The organism is Sphingobacterium phlebotomi (assembly GCF_008180195.1).
GTDB classification, from domain to species: domain Bacteria; phylum Bacteroidota; class Bacteroidia; order Sphingobacteriales; family Sphingobacteriaceae; genus Sphingobacterium; species Sphingobacterium phlebotomi.
This window is the reverse complement of record NZ_VTAV01000002.1, coordinates 263,048-279,733: the sequence shown is the minus strand read 5'-3', so window position 1 is coordinate 279,733 and position 16,686 is coordinate 263,048. Positions and strand designations below refer to the sequence as shown.

Here is a 16,686-nt window from a genome sequence, read left to right as displayed (position 1 = left end):
ATAAATGATGGGAAAGTACTTGAAAATATGTGGTATCTGGCTTTGTATAGCCGCAATGGTATTTGTACCCTCCAAGCCCGCCCAAGCTGGAATTTATGAAATTATCAAAGCCGGCATTACGAAGGTAATAAAGGCGGTGGACCTACAGATACAACGTCTTCAGAACAAGACTATATGGCTCCAGAATGCCCAGAAGGAACTAGAAAATACAATGTCAAAGCTGAAACTTGGCGAGATATCCGAGTGGACGGAAAAACAACGCGAACAGTATGATATCTATTTTAGGGAATTGTGGAGGGTAAAAAATGCAATCTCTAACTACAAGAAAATCCGTGAGATTGTGCGTCTCCAACTCGATGTAGCTGATGAATACAAGCACGCCTGGAACCTGCTCCAAAGAGACCGGAACTTTAATCCGAAGGAACTGGATTATATGTACGGTGTGTACTCGGGCTTGCTTCGCGAGAGCTTAAAGAATGTTGATCAGCTAATGCTTGTAGCTAGTTCTTTGCGTACACAGATGAGTGATGGTAAGCGACTGGAAATGATAAATAAGATCGGCGATGATATGCAGATAGTATTAACTGATATCAGAAAATTCAATGACCGGAATTTTAAGTTGAGCGTTTCAAGAACAAACGACGCGAACGACGCCGACAGGTTAAGAAGATTATATGGGCTGGATTAACTGAACTATCATGGAACAAAGAATTAAAAGAGAAGAAGCTATTAAGAAGCTGCGAGCACTGTTTCGACAGAAGGGATACAGTTCCAATTTTAGCATCGGTTCGCATAATTCAGTACTGCTAGCGGACTTGGATAAATGTCTAAAGACATTTTTGCAAGGATACGATGCAGGGAAATATCAAGATGGCTCATTTGAACTAAAGACAGGCATGCCGTATGATTCAAAAATCTACTGCCATTTTTATTTAAAGTTTGACGAACAACAAGGCTTCAAGATCGAAAAGATGCAGGTCTCCAGCACCAGAACACACAAGATGCAGACATACGAAATCCACAACAACAGCGAAATTCTAGGTAGTCAGGCAGTTTACTCATTATTCCCTAAGCCTAAACCTTGGGAAGATATTATGAAAGGGAAATTTAGGCTTTGATCAATAAGTGAGTTACCTACTGAAACTAATTGCAGAGAAAAGGATAATTAGATGAGAGAGATAGATAATTTTATAAAAGTGAGCATCGTGCTGTTAGTATTGATTCTGTTTCACGCGCCAACCTTGCACGCGCAGACTTTTAAAGAATGGTTCAGACAGAAGAAAACACAGCGGGAATACCTTGCTCAGCAGATATCGGCTCTATGGGCATACGGAGCTCAATTGGAAGAGGGATATAATCTGGTTAAGGATGGCACGGGCGCAATCAGTCGATTTGCTGGTGGTGAATTCAACCTCCACAATGATTTCTTCGATCACCTGAAACAGGTTAACCCCGAACTGCTGAAAAGTAGCCAAGCGGAATCAATCATCAAGCTGCATAGTGAGATGGAACGGCAACGCCACAATACCTGGAGGAGAATAGGTGGTTCAGGTCTGCTCACCATCAGCGAAAAAGAAAATGTAAGAAAGCTGCTTGATGCACTTGCCCGCAGCTCAGACAATGGGCTTTATGAAATGGAATTAGTGGTTACTCCCGGCATTTTGGAACTTACAGACGATGAGCGTATAGATCGTATCGATAAAATCTACAAAAGTTCGCAAGAACTGTATCAGGTTCATCGAAATAATCTGCCTTTACTCGTAGGGATGTTGGAGAAAAAGCAACGGGAAACAACTAGCATGGATATGCTTAGGGAGATGCACGGATTAAGAAGGTAAGTGGAAAACGTAAAGAAAGGATAATGTGAAGGGAGGTAGATGATGACAAAAGTGATATCCTTAGGACTCGGAGTTCAGAGCACGGCTCTATATTACATGGCAAGTATGAAAGAGATGCCAACGGCTAATGTCGCTATATTTTCAGACACGGGACGCGAAAGCACCGCTACTTATTCGTATCTGGAGTATCTCAAAAATTGGCAAAAACAGAATAATGGGATCAAGATCGCAGTGGTAAAAGATAAAAACCTGTATCAAGATCTTATCTATAAATCTAATTCTACGAGGTTTGCATCAATCCCTGCGTTTACTTCCAGTGCTACGGGCAAAGTTGGAATGCTTCGGAGACAATGTACGGGGGACTACAAAATCCGGCAGGTCGATGATTATATACGGGATCATGTATATAAACTTCCCAAGAGAGCGAGACGACCGCAGACGGATGTCTGCATCGGCATCACATTAGATGAAGCTGAACGGATGAGCATACCGAGAGAGCGTTGGAAGGTCAATGTATACCCTTTTTTAGGGCTCAAAGTGGACAGTTGGGGCAACGTAGAACGGATCCCCTGGGCAGTCCCTCGGGACAGAAAGAACATAATGGAGTGGTATAAACAGAAAAATCTTCCCATACCTCCCAAATCCGCCTGTGTTTTTTGTCCATATCAATCTGACCATACCTGGGCAATGCGCAAACTGCATGCACCAGAAGATTTTGCGGCAGCCGTACGTGTAGACGAAGCCATCCGAAATAGTACCCAGCAGGGGATAAAAAATCCTGTTTACCTACATCGTTCCTGTGTCCCACTGAGCGAGGTGGAATTCAACATAACTGAAACAGTCGAATGGGGAGAATGCTCCGGCACCTGCCATACTTAAATACTATCGAAATGAAAAGTTTATTAAGAAAGATCGTGTTACTAAGCATATCGACATGCTGCCTGCAGCTACACCTCGTTTCCGCCCAATCGGCGGAGGTACAGCAGTTGCTATTGAACGTAGAAAAATTGGCGCAGTTCAAAGCTATCCTTTCGGATATGAAAAAGGGTTACGACGTTGTCTTTAACGGGTACAATACGATTAAAGATATATCAGAGGGCAACTTTAACCTGCATAAAAACTTTCTTGATGGGTTGATGGCTGTAAACCCAGAAATCGCCAAATACCGTAAAGTAGCTGACATTCTGCGCTACCAGAGCGACCTGCTTCGGGAATATCGACAAGCCTATAACTGGTTTGCTGCCGGAGGCAGATTCTCGACCCGGGAAATTGATTATGTATCGAAAGTTTACAAAAATCTGCTTGACCAAAGCCTGGACAATCTGGACGAACTGACAATGGTACTGACCGCTAGCCAGCTGCGGATGAGTGACCAGGAACGGCTGGAGGCAATAGACCGGCTGTATCTAGACATGCAGAATAAAATAGTATTCCTTAGAGATTTCATTAGACGGGCAAATGCTGTTGACATAAACAGAGAAAAAGGACTGAATGAACAGGAAATGTTAAAGAGACTTTATGAAACGAAATAGCACAAAAAGGACGGCAGTATTAGCAACGATGTTGCTGGTCGTATGCGTTGTTCCACAGGTAGCCTGCGCGCAGGCTGGAGATTACATTTATGGTTTCAACCGTATCCTCGACGATCTCTTTGAGGAAATGATGCCCTTGGGCAGCAGATTGATTGATACCGGAAGGGCACTGGCAGGATTTGGGGCTCTTTGGTACATCTCCATCAGGGTCTGGAGGCACATAGCAAATGCTGAACCCATTGATTTTTTTCCTTTACTACGGCCGTTCGGAATCGGTATAGCAATCTTATTATTTCCACATCTTATTGCGCTGATGAATGGGGTACTCAAACCTATAGAACAGGGTACACGGGCAATGGCTATTGATAGCCACCATGCGATCATGCATCATATTGACCAAAGGGAAAAGGAGATTAAGGAAACTCCGTCCGAGACAATTTTTCCGGGAGAGAACCCTGATATCGAGAAATATGAAGAAAGCACGCCTAGTGGAGATAACCGCCTGTTCTCAGGACTTAAAAATGCCTTTAGCTGGTTCAGCATAAAAAATGCAATATCGCTTTGGTTCAGCGAAGGACTACATATCCTTTATGCCGCTGCCAGTCTCTGCATCAATGTTATCAGAACATTTTACCTGGTCGTTCTGGCTATCATAGGGCCACTGAGTCTCGGACTGAGTGTTTTTGATGGATTTGAGAACACGCTTGTTAACTGGTTTGCGCGCTATATACATGTTTACATGTGGCTTCCGGTAGCCAACATATTCGGTGCAATCTGTTCCAAAATACTTGAAAATATGATACTGCAGGATCAGGGATTCATGAGTTCAACCGCTTATCTAGTATTCATGGTTATTGCAATAATCGGATATACAACGGTGCCGACAGTCGCGGGTTACATCGTCCAGCCAGGAGGAAATGATACGCTTCTGCATAAAGTCAACAATGCTACCCGAGCAGCAGGTAAGGCTGCTATGATGGCTGCTGGCAAGATTTTATAGTAGAATAAGTTTAGGGAGGATTAAAAAGTGTTCTGATTGAGTAGGATATCGAAACACAGTTCGAATAAATAGTGAAAAAGAAAGAGAGGATACTAGTGTTTAAGCAATTTAACAATATCGAAACATCGTTTAGGCATGTCAAATTATTTACGTTCGTTATAATTGCCGCTTGCGTGGTGGTCTGCTGCTTCACAATACATCGAAGCTACCTTAAGATCAGTGAAGCGGAAGGTAGAATTTACATCTTAGCCAATGAAAAAGCGTTTGAGGCTTCCGCCGAAGACCGGAATGACAACCTACCTGTCGAAGCACGAAGCCACATCCGATCGTTCCATAGTTATTTTTTTACCCTAGATCCCGACAACGAAGTCATTAAACGCAATATCGGCAGGGCTTTGTATCTGGCGGATGGATCGGCAAGAAAGCAATACGACGATTTACAGGAAAGTAACTTTTACGCTAATATAATTTCGGGCAATATAAGCCAGACAGTTGCGGCGGACAGTATTATCGTAGAGTTCCAGGAAATTCCTTTTCGATTCCGGTATCACGGTAAACAAAAAATTATCAGGCCAACTGCCATCGTTACCAGAACACTTATTACGGAAGGGCAACTGAGGATCGTGGCGAGATCTGATAACAATCCCCACGGCTTTCTTATTGAACGGTGGAATATAATCGAAAACACAGATCTTGATTCTAAAAGGCGATAAACATAGGAGTACTCATGAAAGCACAAGAAAAGCACGAAAATCTGACAGAACGTATGGTCAAGGCAATCGCTGGTATACTCGTTAAAACAAAGCTGCAAATCGCCAAGCGATTAGCCCAATGGGAACAGAAATGTTCTGATTTGCAGAAAAAGTTCTTGTTCTTCCTTTTTCTAGCCTGCGGGATATGCTATTGCACTGCAATACTCGTCGATGCGTGGTCGTCCAATGATATGACAGATACCAGTGTCATGGGGATTGGTGAGCCATATAAACCGCCCCACCTTGTACCTCCTGTTGATACACTGGACATTAAGTAAAGATAAAAATTATTAAAGGGATAAAATCAAATACTAGAAATGGAAACAAAATCGGAAAACTATCAGAAAAGGAGGAAATTCCTTATTGCCCTCCCTCTGCTTGTACTACCATTCATGACATTTGCCTTTTGGGCTTTGGGTGGAGGAAAGGGAAGTCAGGACAATGAGAATCAGCAACACCTTGGAATCAATACAGAGTTGCCGGAAGCGCGGCTCGAAGACAATGCACTTGACAAAATGAGCCTTTATCGCGACGTAGAACCAGAGAACGATGGCGAAATTGATGAAGGTGTAGACCCGGATTCAATGGATGAAGAGCTGGATGAATTCATGTCAGAAGAAGAATTTGAAAGCTATGCTTTCCGGGAAGATCATGTGGACAGTGAGCGTGAATTGCGTAGACGTATAGCTGAGCTCGAACGAACGATAGCTTTACAGGAAACCAGCACGAATGAACCCATCAGCGAATTGTATGCGGAGAGGGAAAGTATCGACTCGGATGCTTCCCTCAAAAGATTAGAAGCTATGATGCAGCGAATGGAAGAACCATCACTTCCTGATCCCGAGTTGGAGGTACTGGATGGAATGCTTGAAAAGATAATGGATATACAGCATCCGGATAGGGTTCAGGAAAGAATAAGAAGCCAATCAGAACAGCAGAGAGGAATTGTTTTTCCCGTGAACGGAAAAACGCGAAAAAATGCGGTTTCCATTGTCCACCGGACTTCTGAAAGTGGTCTCAACAGAGTAGATACGTCTTTAGTACTATCACATGAGGAAGAGAATGTACGCAACGGCTTCTTCACGCTAACAGTGCATGGATTGAATGATCCAATAGGTATAGGAGAAACGACAGGAATAACTGCGGTTGTCCATGAGACGAAAACCGTCATATCCGGTTCCAACCTTAAACTTAGGCTAACAGACGATATCTATGTAAACGGAATCCGCATACCTGCGGGGAATTTTCTGACCGGAATATGTGACCTCCGTAATGAACGGTTGCAGGTGAAAGTCTCGGGGATACAGTATGGAAACTACCAACTTCCTGTGTCCCTTACCGTATACGACAGTGACGGTGTTGAGGGGATCAACATTCCTGGGGCGATAAGTCGTGATGCAGCCAAGGAAGGGTCACAGCGGGCCGTACAGAGCATGCAATTTATGAGTATGGATCCCTCATTGCTAACCCAAGCTACCGGAGCAGGCATTGAAGCAGCAAAAGGTCTTTTCTCCAAGAAGGTAAGGCTGATAAGTGGAACTGTAAAGGCAGGTCACCCTGTCCTTCTTTTCGATGAGCAAGCAAACCGAAACAATTAAAAAAATATATAAGACATGAAACACTTAATAACTTTACTTACACTGGTCTGTGCCTGCTTTCTAAACGTATCTGGGCAGGATGCAGTTTCGGTAAAAGCCAGATACATAATAGACAATAATACGTTAGACATTACCTGGCACAAAACGACTGTACTGATATTCCCTGCTGCGATAAAAAGTGCGGATCGAGGGGACAGCTATATACTTGCGGAGCAACCTGAAGGCGTGGAGAATATATTGAAAGTAAAAGCTGGAAAACGTTTCTTTCAGGAAAGCAACCTCCACGTAGTCACAACCGACGGAAAAGTCTATGCTTTTACGGTAAACTACGCAGATTATCCCAGTACGTTCACGATAGATGTGGGTAGGCATCCTCCACATTCCCCGGTAACTTTTGAAGGCGTATCACTTAACAGTAGGGATATAGAACTGGCTGTTGCCACTATAAAAGGTATTGAGCCATTTGTACGACGCGTTAAGAGTTCTAGGCATGGAATGGAGTTACGGCTCGAAGGGATCTTTATTAAGGGTGATGTACTCTTCCTCCGTTACAACTTAAAAAATAAAACGCAAATAAGATACGATAGCACTCCTCCTAGATTTTTTATAAGGGATAAGAAACGAGCAAAACGTACCGCTGTACAGGACACGGAAGTTGAGCCGTTGACCGTCCATTATAATGGGGCTCCTGAAGCTGATGACGGCCAGACAATAACTGTAGCCTTTGAAAAATTTACCATCGCCGAAAGCAAGAATTTTGTAACCGAGTTCCGCGAACATGGAGGCGATAGAACGCTTGACTGTCGTTTTGACCAGAAAAAGCTGCTACAGGCTAAAACAATCGACTAGATCATAAAGATAAGGGAAAGATGGATTACAGATTAAAGACAAGAGAAAGACTACCGACGTTGATGGATACTTTGTCTGCATGGAATGAGACCGAGAATATGTTCACACAGGTTTTTGGCGAAAATGCCCTTGAGGACAGGGATTTTAAAAAGATGAAACTTCGGGAGTATGATAAAATCTGGCATAAATACAACGGCAAAGTGCAAACGAAAGACGACAGGGCATTGATGGTGATGTTGCGGTTCCAGTGTAAAAAACTACGAAAGACCTTATACCGCGGTCTGCTGCCACGATTACTGAGCCGGATCTCGTCTTATGTGAGGCATCTATTCTCTGATTCTGTAAGCACTGTCCCAAAAGCTCTTTCTGACGCCTATCGGTATGCCAAGAGCCCGCTCAATGTTGATCCGTCCAGCAGTGAGCGGCAATCACAGAGTAAGTCCGTTCATCAAAAATATAAACATAACGGGCAGCATTTGGGTCGGCGTAAAGAGCAAAACCGTAAACGCGGAAACGGCACCCGTATTTAATATAGAATTTAAACTTTAAATTTTTTAATCATGGAACAGGAAAATTTTGATTATCACAAAAGCCAATTGGAAAGAAGAGGTTGGGAACATCTTGTACCTCAGCTTGAGGAAAAGATGAAATCCGGTGAGCCAGAGTTCTCGCTTTTAACTGAAGGTGAAATCGAGGGAGAAAAAGTTGGTTATGAATTAACATTTCGTAAACACCCCGAGCACGATCATTACTTCTTCAACCACATTATTGCCTCTTTGAATCGGGATGGAGAAGAATTAAAAGCATCTTTTAAGGAATCTTGGAAACTATCACCGGAGGAGATGTACCGGATCACTGCTTATGGAAGCAAGGTTGCGGTATACAAAGAGGGAATTTTGAACAAAGCAAAAGAACGCTTTAATGCCTATATCACAGTCAACGCAGATGAGCCGCTTAATGAAAAAGGGGAATTGAACATCAATACTTATCATGATAAATATTATCAAAATCACCCTTTCGACATTGAAGATGAACTGACAAAAATCGCCAAATCTGTTAACGGCATCACTCCGGAAAACTTAAAGGAGATCAAGGAGGAACTTATCTCGGGGGTTTTTGTTCCGGTGATTCTTCCAACAGAGGATGGCGAAATCGAGGTTTATCTGACTTTAAATGCTAAGAGAGGAAAAGTCGAATGCGTCGACACAGACTTGGAACCCGTGGATTTATTAGAACAAGGTGAAAAGCAAAAGCAAAAAACCGAAAAAGTAACGGAACCTTCTAAGGAGACAGAATCCCAAGATATTCAGGAATCCAAATCGCAGGGGAACGAAAAAAAAAAGCCCTGGGAAAACCGGGTGACCCCGAAGTGGAATAAAGCTAAGCAAGGAAAAGCCGTCCGCTAAATAGTGAGAAGCACTACGTTGTGGAGAAAGTTTGCAAAAAAAAGGAAAATCAAATCATTGAACTTTTAGACTATCAAATATGGATGTTGAACAACATAAGGAACGTTTTCTGTCAGTTATGGAAGTGCTGGGGTTTGATGACCCTTTCTTAGAGCAATACTATGATCTATTTGTAAATGAAGGAATGGATAATTATCAATTTGCGAAGCTTTTCGATTTTGAGGAAGGGAGGATGCTATGCAAATTAGTACTTATTGCCGATGAACATAGCCTCCCTTACTTCAAAGGGGTTCATGCTGTCTTACTGAAGACCCATCCGATTTCCCATGGAGTGTTTAACGGAATTGACACTCTTGAGTTGGAAAATCAAATGAAGGTCATCGACTGGAATTCCCAATTGGATGAGTTGCCAAAGATATTTGGAAAGATTACAGAATTGAAGATTTCAGGCAATAAATTCGCCAAAGATGTCGCCGAAAGACTGGAAGTCCGTTATTGGTCGGAAACCGCTGTAGCTAAACATATTAAATTAAACAGCATCCAGGATAAGTTTGCTAGATTCCACTTATTCGATTTCGATGATCCTTTGGGTGTACTTCCGGTACGATACGTCTATAACCTACTTTGCGGTCGTGCCTTGATGGGACTGGACCTTTCACGTCTAGATCCGCTCGCTAGATCCTACTTTTCCTTGCAGCCAAAGCCTCCGTTAGGGTATAGATCGCCTGATAAAAGTTTCACCGAGGTTAACCATCCCGAATTTGATCTTAAGACCGAACTTGGGAAATATCCCCTAAAGGATATGCAAAGCCTACCGCAATCATCTCAGCTCATGTACGACTTGACGCGTGGTAATATTGCAGAAGGAACGCTGCTGATATCCGGTAACGATTACCCCGTTAGGATAGCTCTAGGCGGTAAGACATTAGCTCTTCATGTTGTCGATAAGCGCAATAACCTTACACCTATTGACAGGTTTATCCAAAAGGTCTTGGCTTGGGAAGTTGCCCATATAAAAAGGAAGGGAAAGAACAATGGTATCTGATCTATACCTGTTAATTTAAAATACAACAATATGATTCAGGAAAGAGAATTAAATGGAATTCTAAAATACGCCGAAGAACTTGGGCTTATGCCCCCAGGCGTGGCAGAAATTTTGAAAAGTAAAGATAATAGAATCCATATCTTGGGTATACACCGTGAACCGGAGGAGATTCTTACGTATGCCTTCGATATCGACAAAAATGATAATCTTAATGTTTACCAACTTAATGGCTATCACGCGACCCTTCTTAAAGTCGGAGACATCTCGCATGAAAAAATAAATGGCGTCGATACCGCAAAGCTTGAAGAGTTAATGCGAAAGATTGACTGGACGAATATAATGCCGGTTGACCTTCGTCATGACAACCGAATAGTGGAATGTTTAAGTCAGCTAGCTAGGATAAGCTTGAGTCAAGATGAGGAGAGGTTGAAAATTTCCGAACTGCTCACGTTAAAGTATTTAGCGGGCACACCGTGGGGAAAGCTGTTTGAGTATAGTGAGCGAAGAAAACAATATGAAAAAAGTGTATTCGTCGAGATCCATGGGAACAGTCAGGATCTGAGCGTTATTGATTCGTATCATATAATCTACGGACGTGGGATAGCAAAACCTGCGATGCCAACGCAGAAGACCGGAGAGATTTGTTGGCTGACTATGGAGGATTCTAAAGTCGTAAAATTACAGGACTTCAATATTGCAGATATTCTATCCAAGCTTCCATTTGCTGAGCGAAGAACAGTACTTCAGACAGCGGAAGATATTGCGAAGTTGAGCAATGGCGAACAGGTAGAAGGAAAGTTCAAAATTGATGGACACATTTTCGCTGCGTATTATGAGGCAGATCCTATTAACACAGATATAGCAGTTCGCGACCTGCGTCAGAATAAATTGGATTTGAAAAAGCTAGCTGAATCTCCTCAGGAATTGAAGGAGCTGGTCAAACAGACTAAGAAAACGAGAAAGGGATTAGGATTGTAAGATGCATCCTAATGGAGTGAAACAATGTGATGACTGATAAGCGGGTATGGAAAATAGAAAAAAACTAAGGCCACCTTTAACATATTACGGCGGCAAACAAACATTAGCTCCTTTTATCGAAACACTGATTCCGGAACATGGATTATATGGCGAACCTTTCTTTGGAGGAGGAGCCGTGTTCTTTCTCAAGCCAAAATCAAAAGTGGAAGTAATCAATGATACGAATTCAGAGCTGATGAACTTTTATCGAGTAGCGAAAACTAGATTTAAAGACTTAAAAGAGCTTATTCAGCAATCGCTAATAAGCAGGGAATTACATCGGCAGGCCGTCATCATCTATAATAATCCTAATTTATTTGACGAGGTTCGTCGTGCCTGGGCGGTCTGGATTATGTGCATTATGGGGTTTTCGTCAAAATTGGAAGGACCGTTTGGTTATGACAAACGTGACGGGAGTCAAGCAAAAAGATTGTCCCTTAAGAAGGAGATGTTTACTGAGGAATTGCTAGAACGACTAGAGAATGTTCAGATTGAAAGTGCGGATGCACTTTACGTTATAAAGAGTAGGGATCACAAAGAAGCATTTTTCTACTGTGACCCACCATATATCGGTTCCAATATGGGACATTACAAAGGCTATACAGAAGCTGATTTCAGAAGTCTGTTGGAAACATTAGCCTCGATTGAGGGTAAATTTCTGCTATCATCCTACCCATCTGATATTTTGACGGAGTTTATCGAACGAAATGGTTGGATATCCATGCAAAAAGAACTAACAGTCACAGTCAATATTAAAAGCGGTAACGATAAAAAGAAGCTCGAAGTACTAACAGCTAATTACCCAATTGAAGAAGGGAACGGTTTTTCTAACTGACACCTTCTTAAAAAATTAGCTATATAAAACAATAATTCGAAAATGAAATCAATGGATAATGAGCGATCTATAGCGAAAATTGAAGGACACATTTTTTATTTGGAAGAGAAAGGCTTACGAAATAGTGAAGCGCCATATAATCTCTTGCCATATAATCAAATGGACGGTGTAAAACTTCAAATTTCCGGACAGAATGTGGGTCGATTTATGTACGATTCGATCAATAGATGTTTTGCGGATACCTCAAGTTACAAACAACACCTCCCGGAAACGCTAAAGTACATGGAAATCCCAAATATGTTTACTATGGTTCGCGATAAATCTGTCGAAGATATTGTTCTCAATATCGCCGAATCTAAACCGAAAGGGATGTACAGCGAGGATGGCTTTTTAAAGTTAAGGACTATGCCTATCACAAAAATCTTTGGCACCAGCTTTATCGTGGATGTGCTCAATTTGTGTCTTATGGAAGCTTTAAATACGGGTAATAAGATAAGCTTCGATAATCTTAATGTGCTGGAGGAAAATGGCAAAATATTCTTTGAATATAACGTGGCGACCAAAAACATTGCATTACCTACCGACAACCCGGATTCTGTTGCAATAGTATTTCTTCCCCCGCTAAAGGAACTTGATCCTTTTGCATGGGCAATAATGACAGATGAAGAGGAGATCGAAAATACAAAAGAGGTAACTGTTGATAGGATACATAAAGATAAGCCGCCCAAGACGAATAAATCAGCAAAAAGAAATGGAATTAGGTAAAACAAGCTGATATATAGCTTCTTCTGTATCAAATTATAATGGACTATAAATACAAATCAACTAATCTACAAGATGATGGAGACAGATAATTATTTTGTTATAAATAAGGAAACAGAAAAGCTCAATATATATACAACCAAGCAATTCTATAAGTCGCTGGAGAGCGACAAGCAGAAAGTGTTCAAAAAGTATTGTCTTTGGAGCAGTAGACAGGAATGTTGGGTCTCAAAAGCGAAGGTGGCGAATTGTGTATATCTAAAAGCAATGTTATTAGAAATAGGTTTTGTGCAGGGGGACGCCATAGGCGAGCGACTGCCTTTTGAAGAGCAGGTACGGATAGAAAAGCAGAAGGCATCCATGAGAGCAGAAAGAGCAGAGATACGCGCTCAGAAAGCGAAGAAACGCTCGGACTCTCTTTACAATACCGCCTCAGATATGGCAAGCGTAATCCCAATGGGACAACCCATTCTCATCGGCCACCATAGCGAGAAGCGGGATCGCAATTACCGAGAACGGATTCACAATACGATGGGAAAATCGATTAGGGAACAACAAAAAGCTGATTATTACAAAGAGAAAGTAGAGATTGCAGAACGAACTGCCAAAGGCACGAAATACAAAAACCCTCGTTATCTAACGAACAGGATTAAGGAGTGTTTGGCTGCTATCAGAAGGTTGGAGCGATATCTAAAAGGTAAAATTTATATGCATTCGCCGGAACGTCCGATCAGCGAAAAGGAAAGGACTTTGTACACGGAACATATTGTTCGAGTACAGGACAAATTAGAGTTCTTTGTTCAGTGCATGAAAAAAATCAATCCAGATTACGAGTTACCTAAATCAAGTCAAAAAGCGGGATCTAAAATCAGAAAGTAAAAATAAATTATCAGTGGGCGAATATATTAAATATAGAGGTCGGGAAGTGAAAATAGGGACGCTGGATAATATGTATTACACAAGTTATCAAAAATTTGTCGTGGCAATGGAAGCTGGTCTTCTACGAACGGGCACTGGCAGTAGTCTACCAAGTGTATACATGGAGATCGAGCAGGGCTTCAGATTTAGGTTCCCATTTCCAGATGAAGACAAACTTGACTTTGGGAAAATAATTGAGCCGCATGACCGCGGTATTCCTATTCAGATACCTGCTGAAGAAATAAATGGCCCTGCAACAGATCCGAAGCCTAAAGATATTGATCTTGATATTGTGCAGCAGAAACCGATTATTAGAGAGTCTGATGGAAAATTCTGTCTTGCATTAGTTTTACGTAATCCTGTTACGAATGAATGGTTTGGGATCGAAAGCAATCAAATTATCCGGACATTCATTGAGAACCTTATCAGAAATAAAATTATAAATGAACATGATAATAAAAAGAAAAACTTCTACAGGGCTGTAGCGATCAGGATCCTCAAAGGATATCCTTTGTCTGTTTTGTCGGAATATAAAAGTGCGGTGCTTAAAGCAAATGATATCCAAAGTTTGCAATATTCCGATAAGCAAAACAGAAGATTGAATAAAGGCATTTAGTATAAAATACAAAAATTATGGCAGAACTGAAAAAACGGATTTTGACGCTGGACAGTGGCAAGACAATCAAGCTTTGGGGCAACAGTTTAGCAATAGGCAAGAGTTTGGAGATTGCTGAAGCTTATGCTCCCAATATATTTTTCTACGCAGTTACGCAAAATGGTGATAAGGCAACTCCTGTTGTGTCAAATCCGCATGGATTAACAAGAGACGAACTATTGGAACTAGCCGATTACAGTATTCGTCTCTGGATGGATTTTAAAGACGCAATAAGAAAGCATGGAATTAATAATGTTAAAGTTTTTATTAAAGAGGGAATTATCTGATGCAGGGAAATGAAATAAAAAGAAGAGTGGTCATGATAGATCCAAGGAAAACATTGAATAAATTATTATACGCTGGTGAAATTGCGAGGGTCGAATTTATTTCGAATTGCAGTAAGGAGATTGCTATCGTCCATTTTGATGAACGGGGGATCTACAATGCATATAATATTAAGGATTTACTTGTTATATATCCTGAAAGATTACTCTTCGAGAATATTTGTAAGAATTTCGGCAAGCTGGACGATAATGATATGAGAGAAATTTTTGCAGTAGTTACTAATTATCAGAAGAGGTACTATGAGGATTCTTTTAGAATAGGTTTGAAGAATAAACAAATTGCTCCTTTGTGTATTACAGACCTTGGGAGTATATTGAGACCGGCGGAGTTGTTGTCTCTATAAAGTGACTTAACAAACAATGTACTCTCCCTCTACCTGTACTTTGAGCACGTATCCTGAACAAAAGCCATATTGCAATACGGTAGAACCATGAAAACAAAAAACGACTTTATTAAAGGCCATTTCGTCCACGTACCAAATGACCTAACGACGGATCCTTTTGATATGAGAGGTGAAATAGGACTGGTCGATCACACGAATTATAAAGAGCAAATCTCAACTGTCCTTTTTAGGGATGGAACAGTAGGTGAATATCAATTAAGTGCACTGGAAATCCTTTACCCTTTAAATGCACTACTGTATAGATTCCAAATGCGTTACGCAGAAATGAAGTATAACGAAATTGAGACGGTTAAACGAATTATTGAAAGTTCTAGACAAAACCATCACGACTGGGCGCTGAGAATTGCCTGTTTCGACGAAGTAATAAAAGGTTTATGTGTTACAGATTGTGAGACATTTCATGAGATGAACCTTGACATAGATCGGCATCTTGGCATTGCTAAAAGAATGCCGAAAGAGGAAAAAAGTACATTGCTGGGACGGGCGGTGCGTATTTCGGAATTTGGAAATTATAGGCCGGGCGAGTTGGGGATTACAGTTAGTGTGGATACAAATTCTAGCAAGGCCACAATACTACTAAAAGATGCCGGTCTATGGACTTACAATTTTGAATGTCTTCAAACCCTATATCCGTTAAATGTGCTCGTCTCTAGATATCAGAAAAGACAGCGAGAACTGACAAAAGCTGAACGGAAATCCGTAAGAAATATTATCAGTTGTATTATGACGAAGAAGCATTTGTGGGCTCTGGAAATCGCCATTTCCAAGTCTGTTATTTCTGACATTTGTCTCACAGATTTAAAGAATTTGCATAGCCTCCGCAGGGATATTGCTGAAAAATTAAGCTTCAGAAAAAATAGCCTATGAAAAAGGAACATAAACTTGTAGGTCGAACTGTTAGAATTCCTATCGAGAATCATGATAGAAGCGGAGAAAGTAAACTAGTTTCGGTTTCCCTTTCTTTGTATAAATGCAACCCAAATGTAATGTGAGAAGGAGAAGATATTAGAAAGAATAGTTTTGGAGAAAGTTATAGCCATACGAGTGGAAACCGGCGTACGTGTCCACTAAAGAAAACGTCGCAACCTTAGAATCAAAGACAAAAATTTAGCGCTATGAAAGTGGAAATTATAACAAAAGAAGATCTTCTATTACTAAAGGCTGAAATAGTATCGGAAATTAAGGAACTGTTGATAGAGAATACAAATAGGAATGATGAACGACAATGGCTTCGTAGCGGCGAGGTTCGAAAGATGCTCAATATATCTCCCGGAACGTTGCAAAATCTCCGAATTAATGGGGCATTGCCATATAAGAAGCTGGGAGGAATTATTTATTACCGAAGGAAAGATATTGAAAGCCGGATTAATGGGGGTTTGACTGATGAATAAGCATACGGGAATGTCTGGGAGCCTTTTTCTCAGATATTTTAAAAAGCTCGCTTGTGATAAAAGGCTGTTGCCGACACACATAGGACTGATCATGGCTCTGTATTATTTTCATAATCCAATTTCTCCCTTAAGCTTTTTTCATGCTAGCCGAAGTAAGTTGATGCGGTTTTCCCGCATAAAATCGATTGCAACCTATCACAAGTGCCTCTCTGAACTGGTAATGTATAGTTATGTGGAATATATTCCGTCATGGCACCCGAAAAATGCGAGCAGGTTTCGTTTTATATTCGTGGAATGACTGGAAAAATATTCTGAGGAGGAACGATACCGATACGACAAG

General features: G+C 41.2%; 22 protein-coding genes. All 22 read left to right on the top strand.

The features are described from left to right. Window positions 1-4 precede the first annotated feature (4 nt). The 22 genes from FXV77_RS05250 to FXV77_RS05145 all read left to right on the top strand — a co-directional run bounded on the left by FXV77_RS05250 (window position 5) and on the right by FXV77_RS05145 (window position 16,346). A complete protein-coding gene (locus tag FXV77_RS05250) occupies window positions 5-688 on the top strand; it encodes a conjugal transfer protein TraI (protein WP_222867712.1) in 684 nt (227 codons plus the stop codon). Between the two features lie 10 nt (window positions 689-698). After that, window positions 699-1,118: a hypothetical protein gene (locus tag FXV77_RS05245; RefSeq protein ID WP_148918153.1), complete on the top strand. Its 420-nt coding sequence runs from the start codon at window positions 699-701 to the stop codon at window positions 1,116-1,118. Between the two features lie 51 nt (window positions 1,119-1,169). Further along, complete coding sequence (locus FXV77_RS05240) at window positions 1,170-1,838, top strand: hypothetical protein (protein WP_148918152.1); 669 nt, start codon at window positions 1,170-1,172, stop codon at window positions 1,836-1,838. Window positions 1,839-1,877: 39 nt separating this feature from the next. Beyond that, a complete protein-coding gene (locus FXV77_RS05235; protein WP_148918151.1) occupies window positions 1,878-2,717 on the top strand; it encodes a hypothetical protein in 840 nt (279 codons plus the stop codon). An 11-nt stretch (window positions 2,718-2,728) separates the two neighbouring features. Continuing rightward, complete coding sequence (locus FXV77_RS05230; RefSeq protein ID WP_148918150.1) at window positions 2,729-3,370, top strand: TerB family tellurite resistance protein; 642 nt, start codon at window positions 2,729-2,731, stop codon at window positions 3,368-3,370. Then, on the top strand, window positions 3,357-4,370 hold the full coding sequence (gene traJ / locus FXV77_RS05225; protein WP_148918149.1) for a conjugative transposon protein TraJ: 1,014 nt from the start codon (window positions 3,357-3,359) through the stop codon (window positions 4,368-4,370). Before FXV77_RS05230 ends, traJ begins: the two co-directional genes overlap by 14 nt. 71 nt (window positions 4,371-4,441) lie before the next feature. Continuing rightward, on the top strand, window positions 4,442-5,083 hold the full coding sequence (gene traK, locus FXV77_RS05220; protein WP_246162278.1) for a conjugative transposon protein TraK: 642 nt from the start codon (window positions 4,442-4,444) through the stop codon (window positions 5,081-5,083). Window positions 5,084-5,097: 14 nt separating this feature from the next. Next, window positions 5,098-5,400, top strand: coding sequence for a hypothetical protein (locus tag FXV77_RS05215; RefSeq protein WP_148918148.1), 303 nt, complete (start codon window positions 5,098-5,100; stop codon window positions 5,398-5,400). 39 nt (window positions 5,401-5,439) lie between these two features. Then, window positions 5,440-6,720, top strand: a complete 1,281-nt coding sequence (traM, locus tag FXV77_RS05210; RefSeq protein WP_148918147.1) for a conjugative transposon protein TraM — start codon at window positions 5,440-5,442, stop codon at window positions 6,718-6,720. Between the two features lie 15 nt (window positions 6,721-6,735). Next, the gene (gene traN, locus FXV77_RS05205) at window positions 6,736-7,569 is read left to right on the top strand and encodes a conjugative transposon protein TraN (protein ID WP_148918146.1); all 834 of its coding nucleotides are present in this window, start codon (window positions 6,736-6,738) and stop codon (window positions 7,567-7,569) included. Window positions 7,570-7,589: 20 nt separating this feature from the next. Further along, window positions 7,590-8,099 (top strand): hypothetical protein, encoded by a 510-nt coding sequence (locus tag FXV77_RS05200; protein ID WP_148918145.1) that lies wholly within the window; start codon window positions 7,590-7,592, stop codon window positions 8,097-8,099. A gap of 30 nt (window positions 8,100-8,129) precedes the next feature. Beyond that, entirely contained in the window at window positions 8,130-8,975 is an 846-nt protein-coding gene (locus FXV77_RS05195) for a hypothetical protein (protein ID WP_148918144.1), read from the top strand. Between the two features lie 79 nt (window positions 8,976-9,054). Further along, the gene (locus tag FXV77_RS05190; protein ID WP_148918143.1) at window positions 9,055-10,020 is read left to right on the top strand and encodes a hypothetical protein; all 966 of its coding nucleotides are present in this window, start codon (window positions 9,055-9,057) and stop codon (window positions 10,018-10,020) included. A gap of 30 nt (window positions 10,021-10,050) precedes the next feature. Beyond that, window positions 10,051-10,998, top strand: coding sequence for a hypothetical protein (locus FXV77_RS05185; protein WP_148918142.1), 948 nt, complete (start codon window positions 10,051-10,053; stop codon window positions 10,996-10,998). A gap of 46 nt (window positions 10,999-11,044) precedes the next feature. Beyond that, complete coding sequence (locus FXV77_RS05180) at window positions 11,045-11,872, top strand: DNA adenine methylase (protein WP_148918141.1); 828 nt, start codon at window positions 11,045-11,047, stop codon at window positions 11,870-11,872. Between the two features lie 42 nt (window positions 11,873-11,914). Further along, window positions 11,915-12,637, top strand: coding sequence for a hypothetical protein (locus tag FXV77_RS05175; protein ID WP_148918140.1), 723 nt, complete (start codon window positions 11,915-11,917; stop codon window positions 12,635-12,637). 72 nt (window positions 12,638-12,709) lie between these two features. Continuing rightward, on the top strand, window positions 12,710-13,513 hold the full coding sequence (locus tag FXV77_RS22410) for a DUF3560 domain-containing protein (protein WP_246162276.1): 804 nt from the start codon (window positions 12,710-12,712) through the stop codon (window positions 13,511-13,513). Between the two features lie 13 nt (window positions 13,514-13,526). Next, window positions 13,527-14,168, top strand: a complete 642-nt coding sequence (locus FXV77_RS05165) for a hypothetical protein (protein ID WP_148918139.1) — start codon at window positions 13,527-13,529, stop codon at window positions 14,166-14,168. 17 nt (window positions 14,169-14,185) lie between these two features. After that, a complete protein-coding gene (locus FXV77_RS05160; protein WP_148918138.1) occupies window positions 14,186-14,494 on the top strand; it encodes a hypothetical protein in 309 nt (102 codons plus the stop codon). Then, window positions 14,494-14,895, top strand: a complete 402-nt coding sequence (locus tag FXV77_RS05155; protein ID WP_148918137.1) for a hypothetical protein — start codon at window positions 14,494-14,496, stop codon at window positions 14,893-14,895. The genes FXV77_RS05160 and FXV77_RS05155 overlap by 1 nt, the downstream gene beginning before the upstream one ends. A gap of 87 nt (window positions 14,896-14,982) precedes the next feature. Continuing rightward, complete coding sequence (locus FXV77_RS05150; protein ID WP_148918136.1) at window positions 14,983-15,822, top strand: hypothetical protein; 840 nt, start codon at window positions 14,983-14,985, stop codon at window positions 15,820-15,822. A gap of 248 nt (window positions 15,823-16,070) precedes the next feature. Then, window positions 16,071-16,346 (top strand): helix-turn-helix domain-containing protein, encoded by a 276-nt coding sequence (locus FXV77_RS05145; protein WP_148918135.1) that lies wholly within the window; start codon window positions 16,071-16,073, stop codon window positions 16,344-16,346. Window positions 16,347-16,686: the final 340 nt, after the last annotated feature.

What these genes read in the sequence shown, in the direction of transcription:
- FXV77_RS05185 (WP_148918142.1), top strand. Translation starts at nt 10,051, where the DNA reads ATGATTCAGGAAAGAGAATTAAATGGAATTCTAAAATACGCCGAAGAA.
- FXV77_RS05230 (WP_148918150.1), top strand. Translation starts at nt 2,729, where the DNA reads ATGAAAAGTTTATTAAGAAAGATCGTGTTACTAAGCATATCGACATGC.
- FXV77_RS05160 (WP_148918138.1), top strand. Translation starts at nt 14,186, where the DNA reads ATGGCAGAACTGAAAAAACGGATTTTGACGCTGGACAGTGGCAAGACA.
- FXV77_RS05190 (WP_148918143.1), top strand. Translation starts at nt 9,055, where the DNA reads ATGGATGTTGAACAACATAAGGAACGTTTTCTGTCAGTTATGGAAGTG.
- FXV77_RS05145 (WP_148918135.1), top strand. Translation starts at nt 16,071, where the DNA reads ATGAAAGTGGAAATTATAACAAAAGAAGATCTTCTATTACTAAAGGCT.
- FXV77_RS05235 (WP_148918151.1), top strand. Translation starts at nt 1,878, where the DNA reads ATGATGACAAAAGTGATATCCTTAGGACTCGGAGTTCAGAGCACGGCT.
- FXV77_RS05245 (WP_148918153.1), top strand. Translation starts at nt 699, where the DNA reads ATGGAACAAAGAATTAAAAGAGAAGAAGCTATTAAGAAGCTGCGAGCA.
- FXV77_RS05200 (WP_148918145.1), top strand. Translation starts at nt 7,590, where the DNA reads ATGGATTACAGATTAAAGACAAGAGAAAGACTACCGACGTTGATGGAT.
- FXV77_RS05195 (WP_148918144.1), top strand. Translation starts at nt 8,130, where the DNA reads ATGGAACAGGAAAATTTTGATTATCACAAAAGCCAATTGGAAAGAAGA.
- FXV77_RS05175 (WP_148918140.1), top strand. Translation starts at nt 11,915, where the DNA reads ATGAAATCAATGGATAATGAGCGATCTATAGCGAAAATTGAAGGACAC.
- FXV77_RS05150 (WP_148918136.1), top strand. Translation starts at nt 14,983, where the DNA reads ATGAAAACAAAAAACGACTTTATTAAAGGCCATTTCGTCCACGTACCA.
- FXV77_RS05240 (WP_148918152.1), top strand. Translation starts at nt 1,170, where the DNA reads ATGAGAGAGATAGATAATTTTATAAAAGTGAGCATCGTGCTGTTAGTA.
- traN (WP_148918146.1), top strand. Translation starts at nt 6,736, where the DNA reads ATGAAACACTTAATAACTTTACTTACACTGGTCTGTGCCTGCTTTCTA.
- FXV77_RS22410 (WP_246162276.1), top strand. Translation starts at nt 12,710, where the DNA reads ATGATGGAGACAGATAATTATTTTGTTATAAATAAGGAAACAGAAAAG.
- FXV77_RS05250 (WP_222867712.1), top strand. Translation starts at nt 5, where the DNA reads ATGATGGGAAAGTACTTGAAAATATGTGGTATCTGGCTTTGTATAGCC.
- traM (WP_148918147.1), top strand. Translation starts at nt 5,440, where the DNA reads ATGGAAACAAAATCGGAAAACTATCAGAAAAGGAGGAAATTCCTTATT.
- traJ (WP_148918149.1), top strand. Translation starts at nt 3,357, where the DNA reads ATGAAACGAAATAGCACAAAAAGGACGGCAGTATTAGCAACGATGTTG.
- FXV77_RS05155 (WP_148918137.1), top strand. Translation starts at nt 14,494, where the DNA reads ATGCAGGGAAATGAAATAAAAAGAAGAGTGGTCATGATAGATCCAAGG.
- FXV77_RS05180 (WP_148918141.1), top strand. Translation starts at nt 11,045, where the DNA reads ATGGAAAATAGAAAAAAACTAAGGCCACCTTTAACATATTACGGCGGC.
- FXV77_RS05215 (WP_148918148.1), top strand. Translation starts at nt 5,098, where the DNA reads ATGAAAGCACAAGAAAAGCACGAAAATCTGACAGAACGTATGGTCAAG.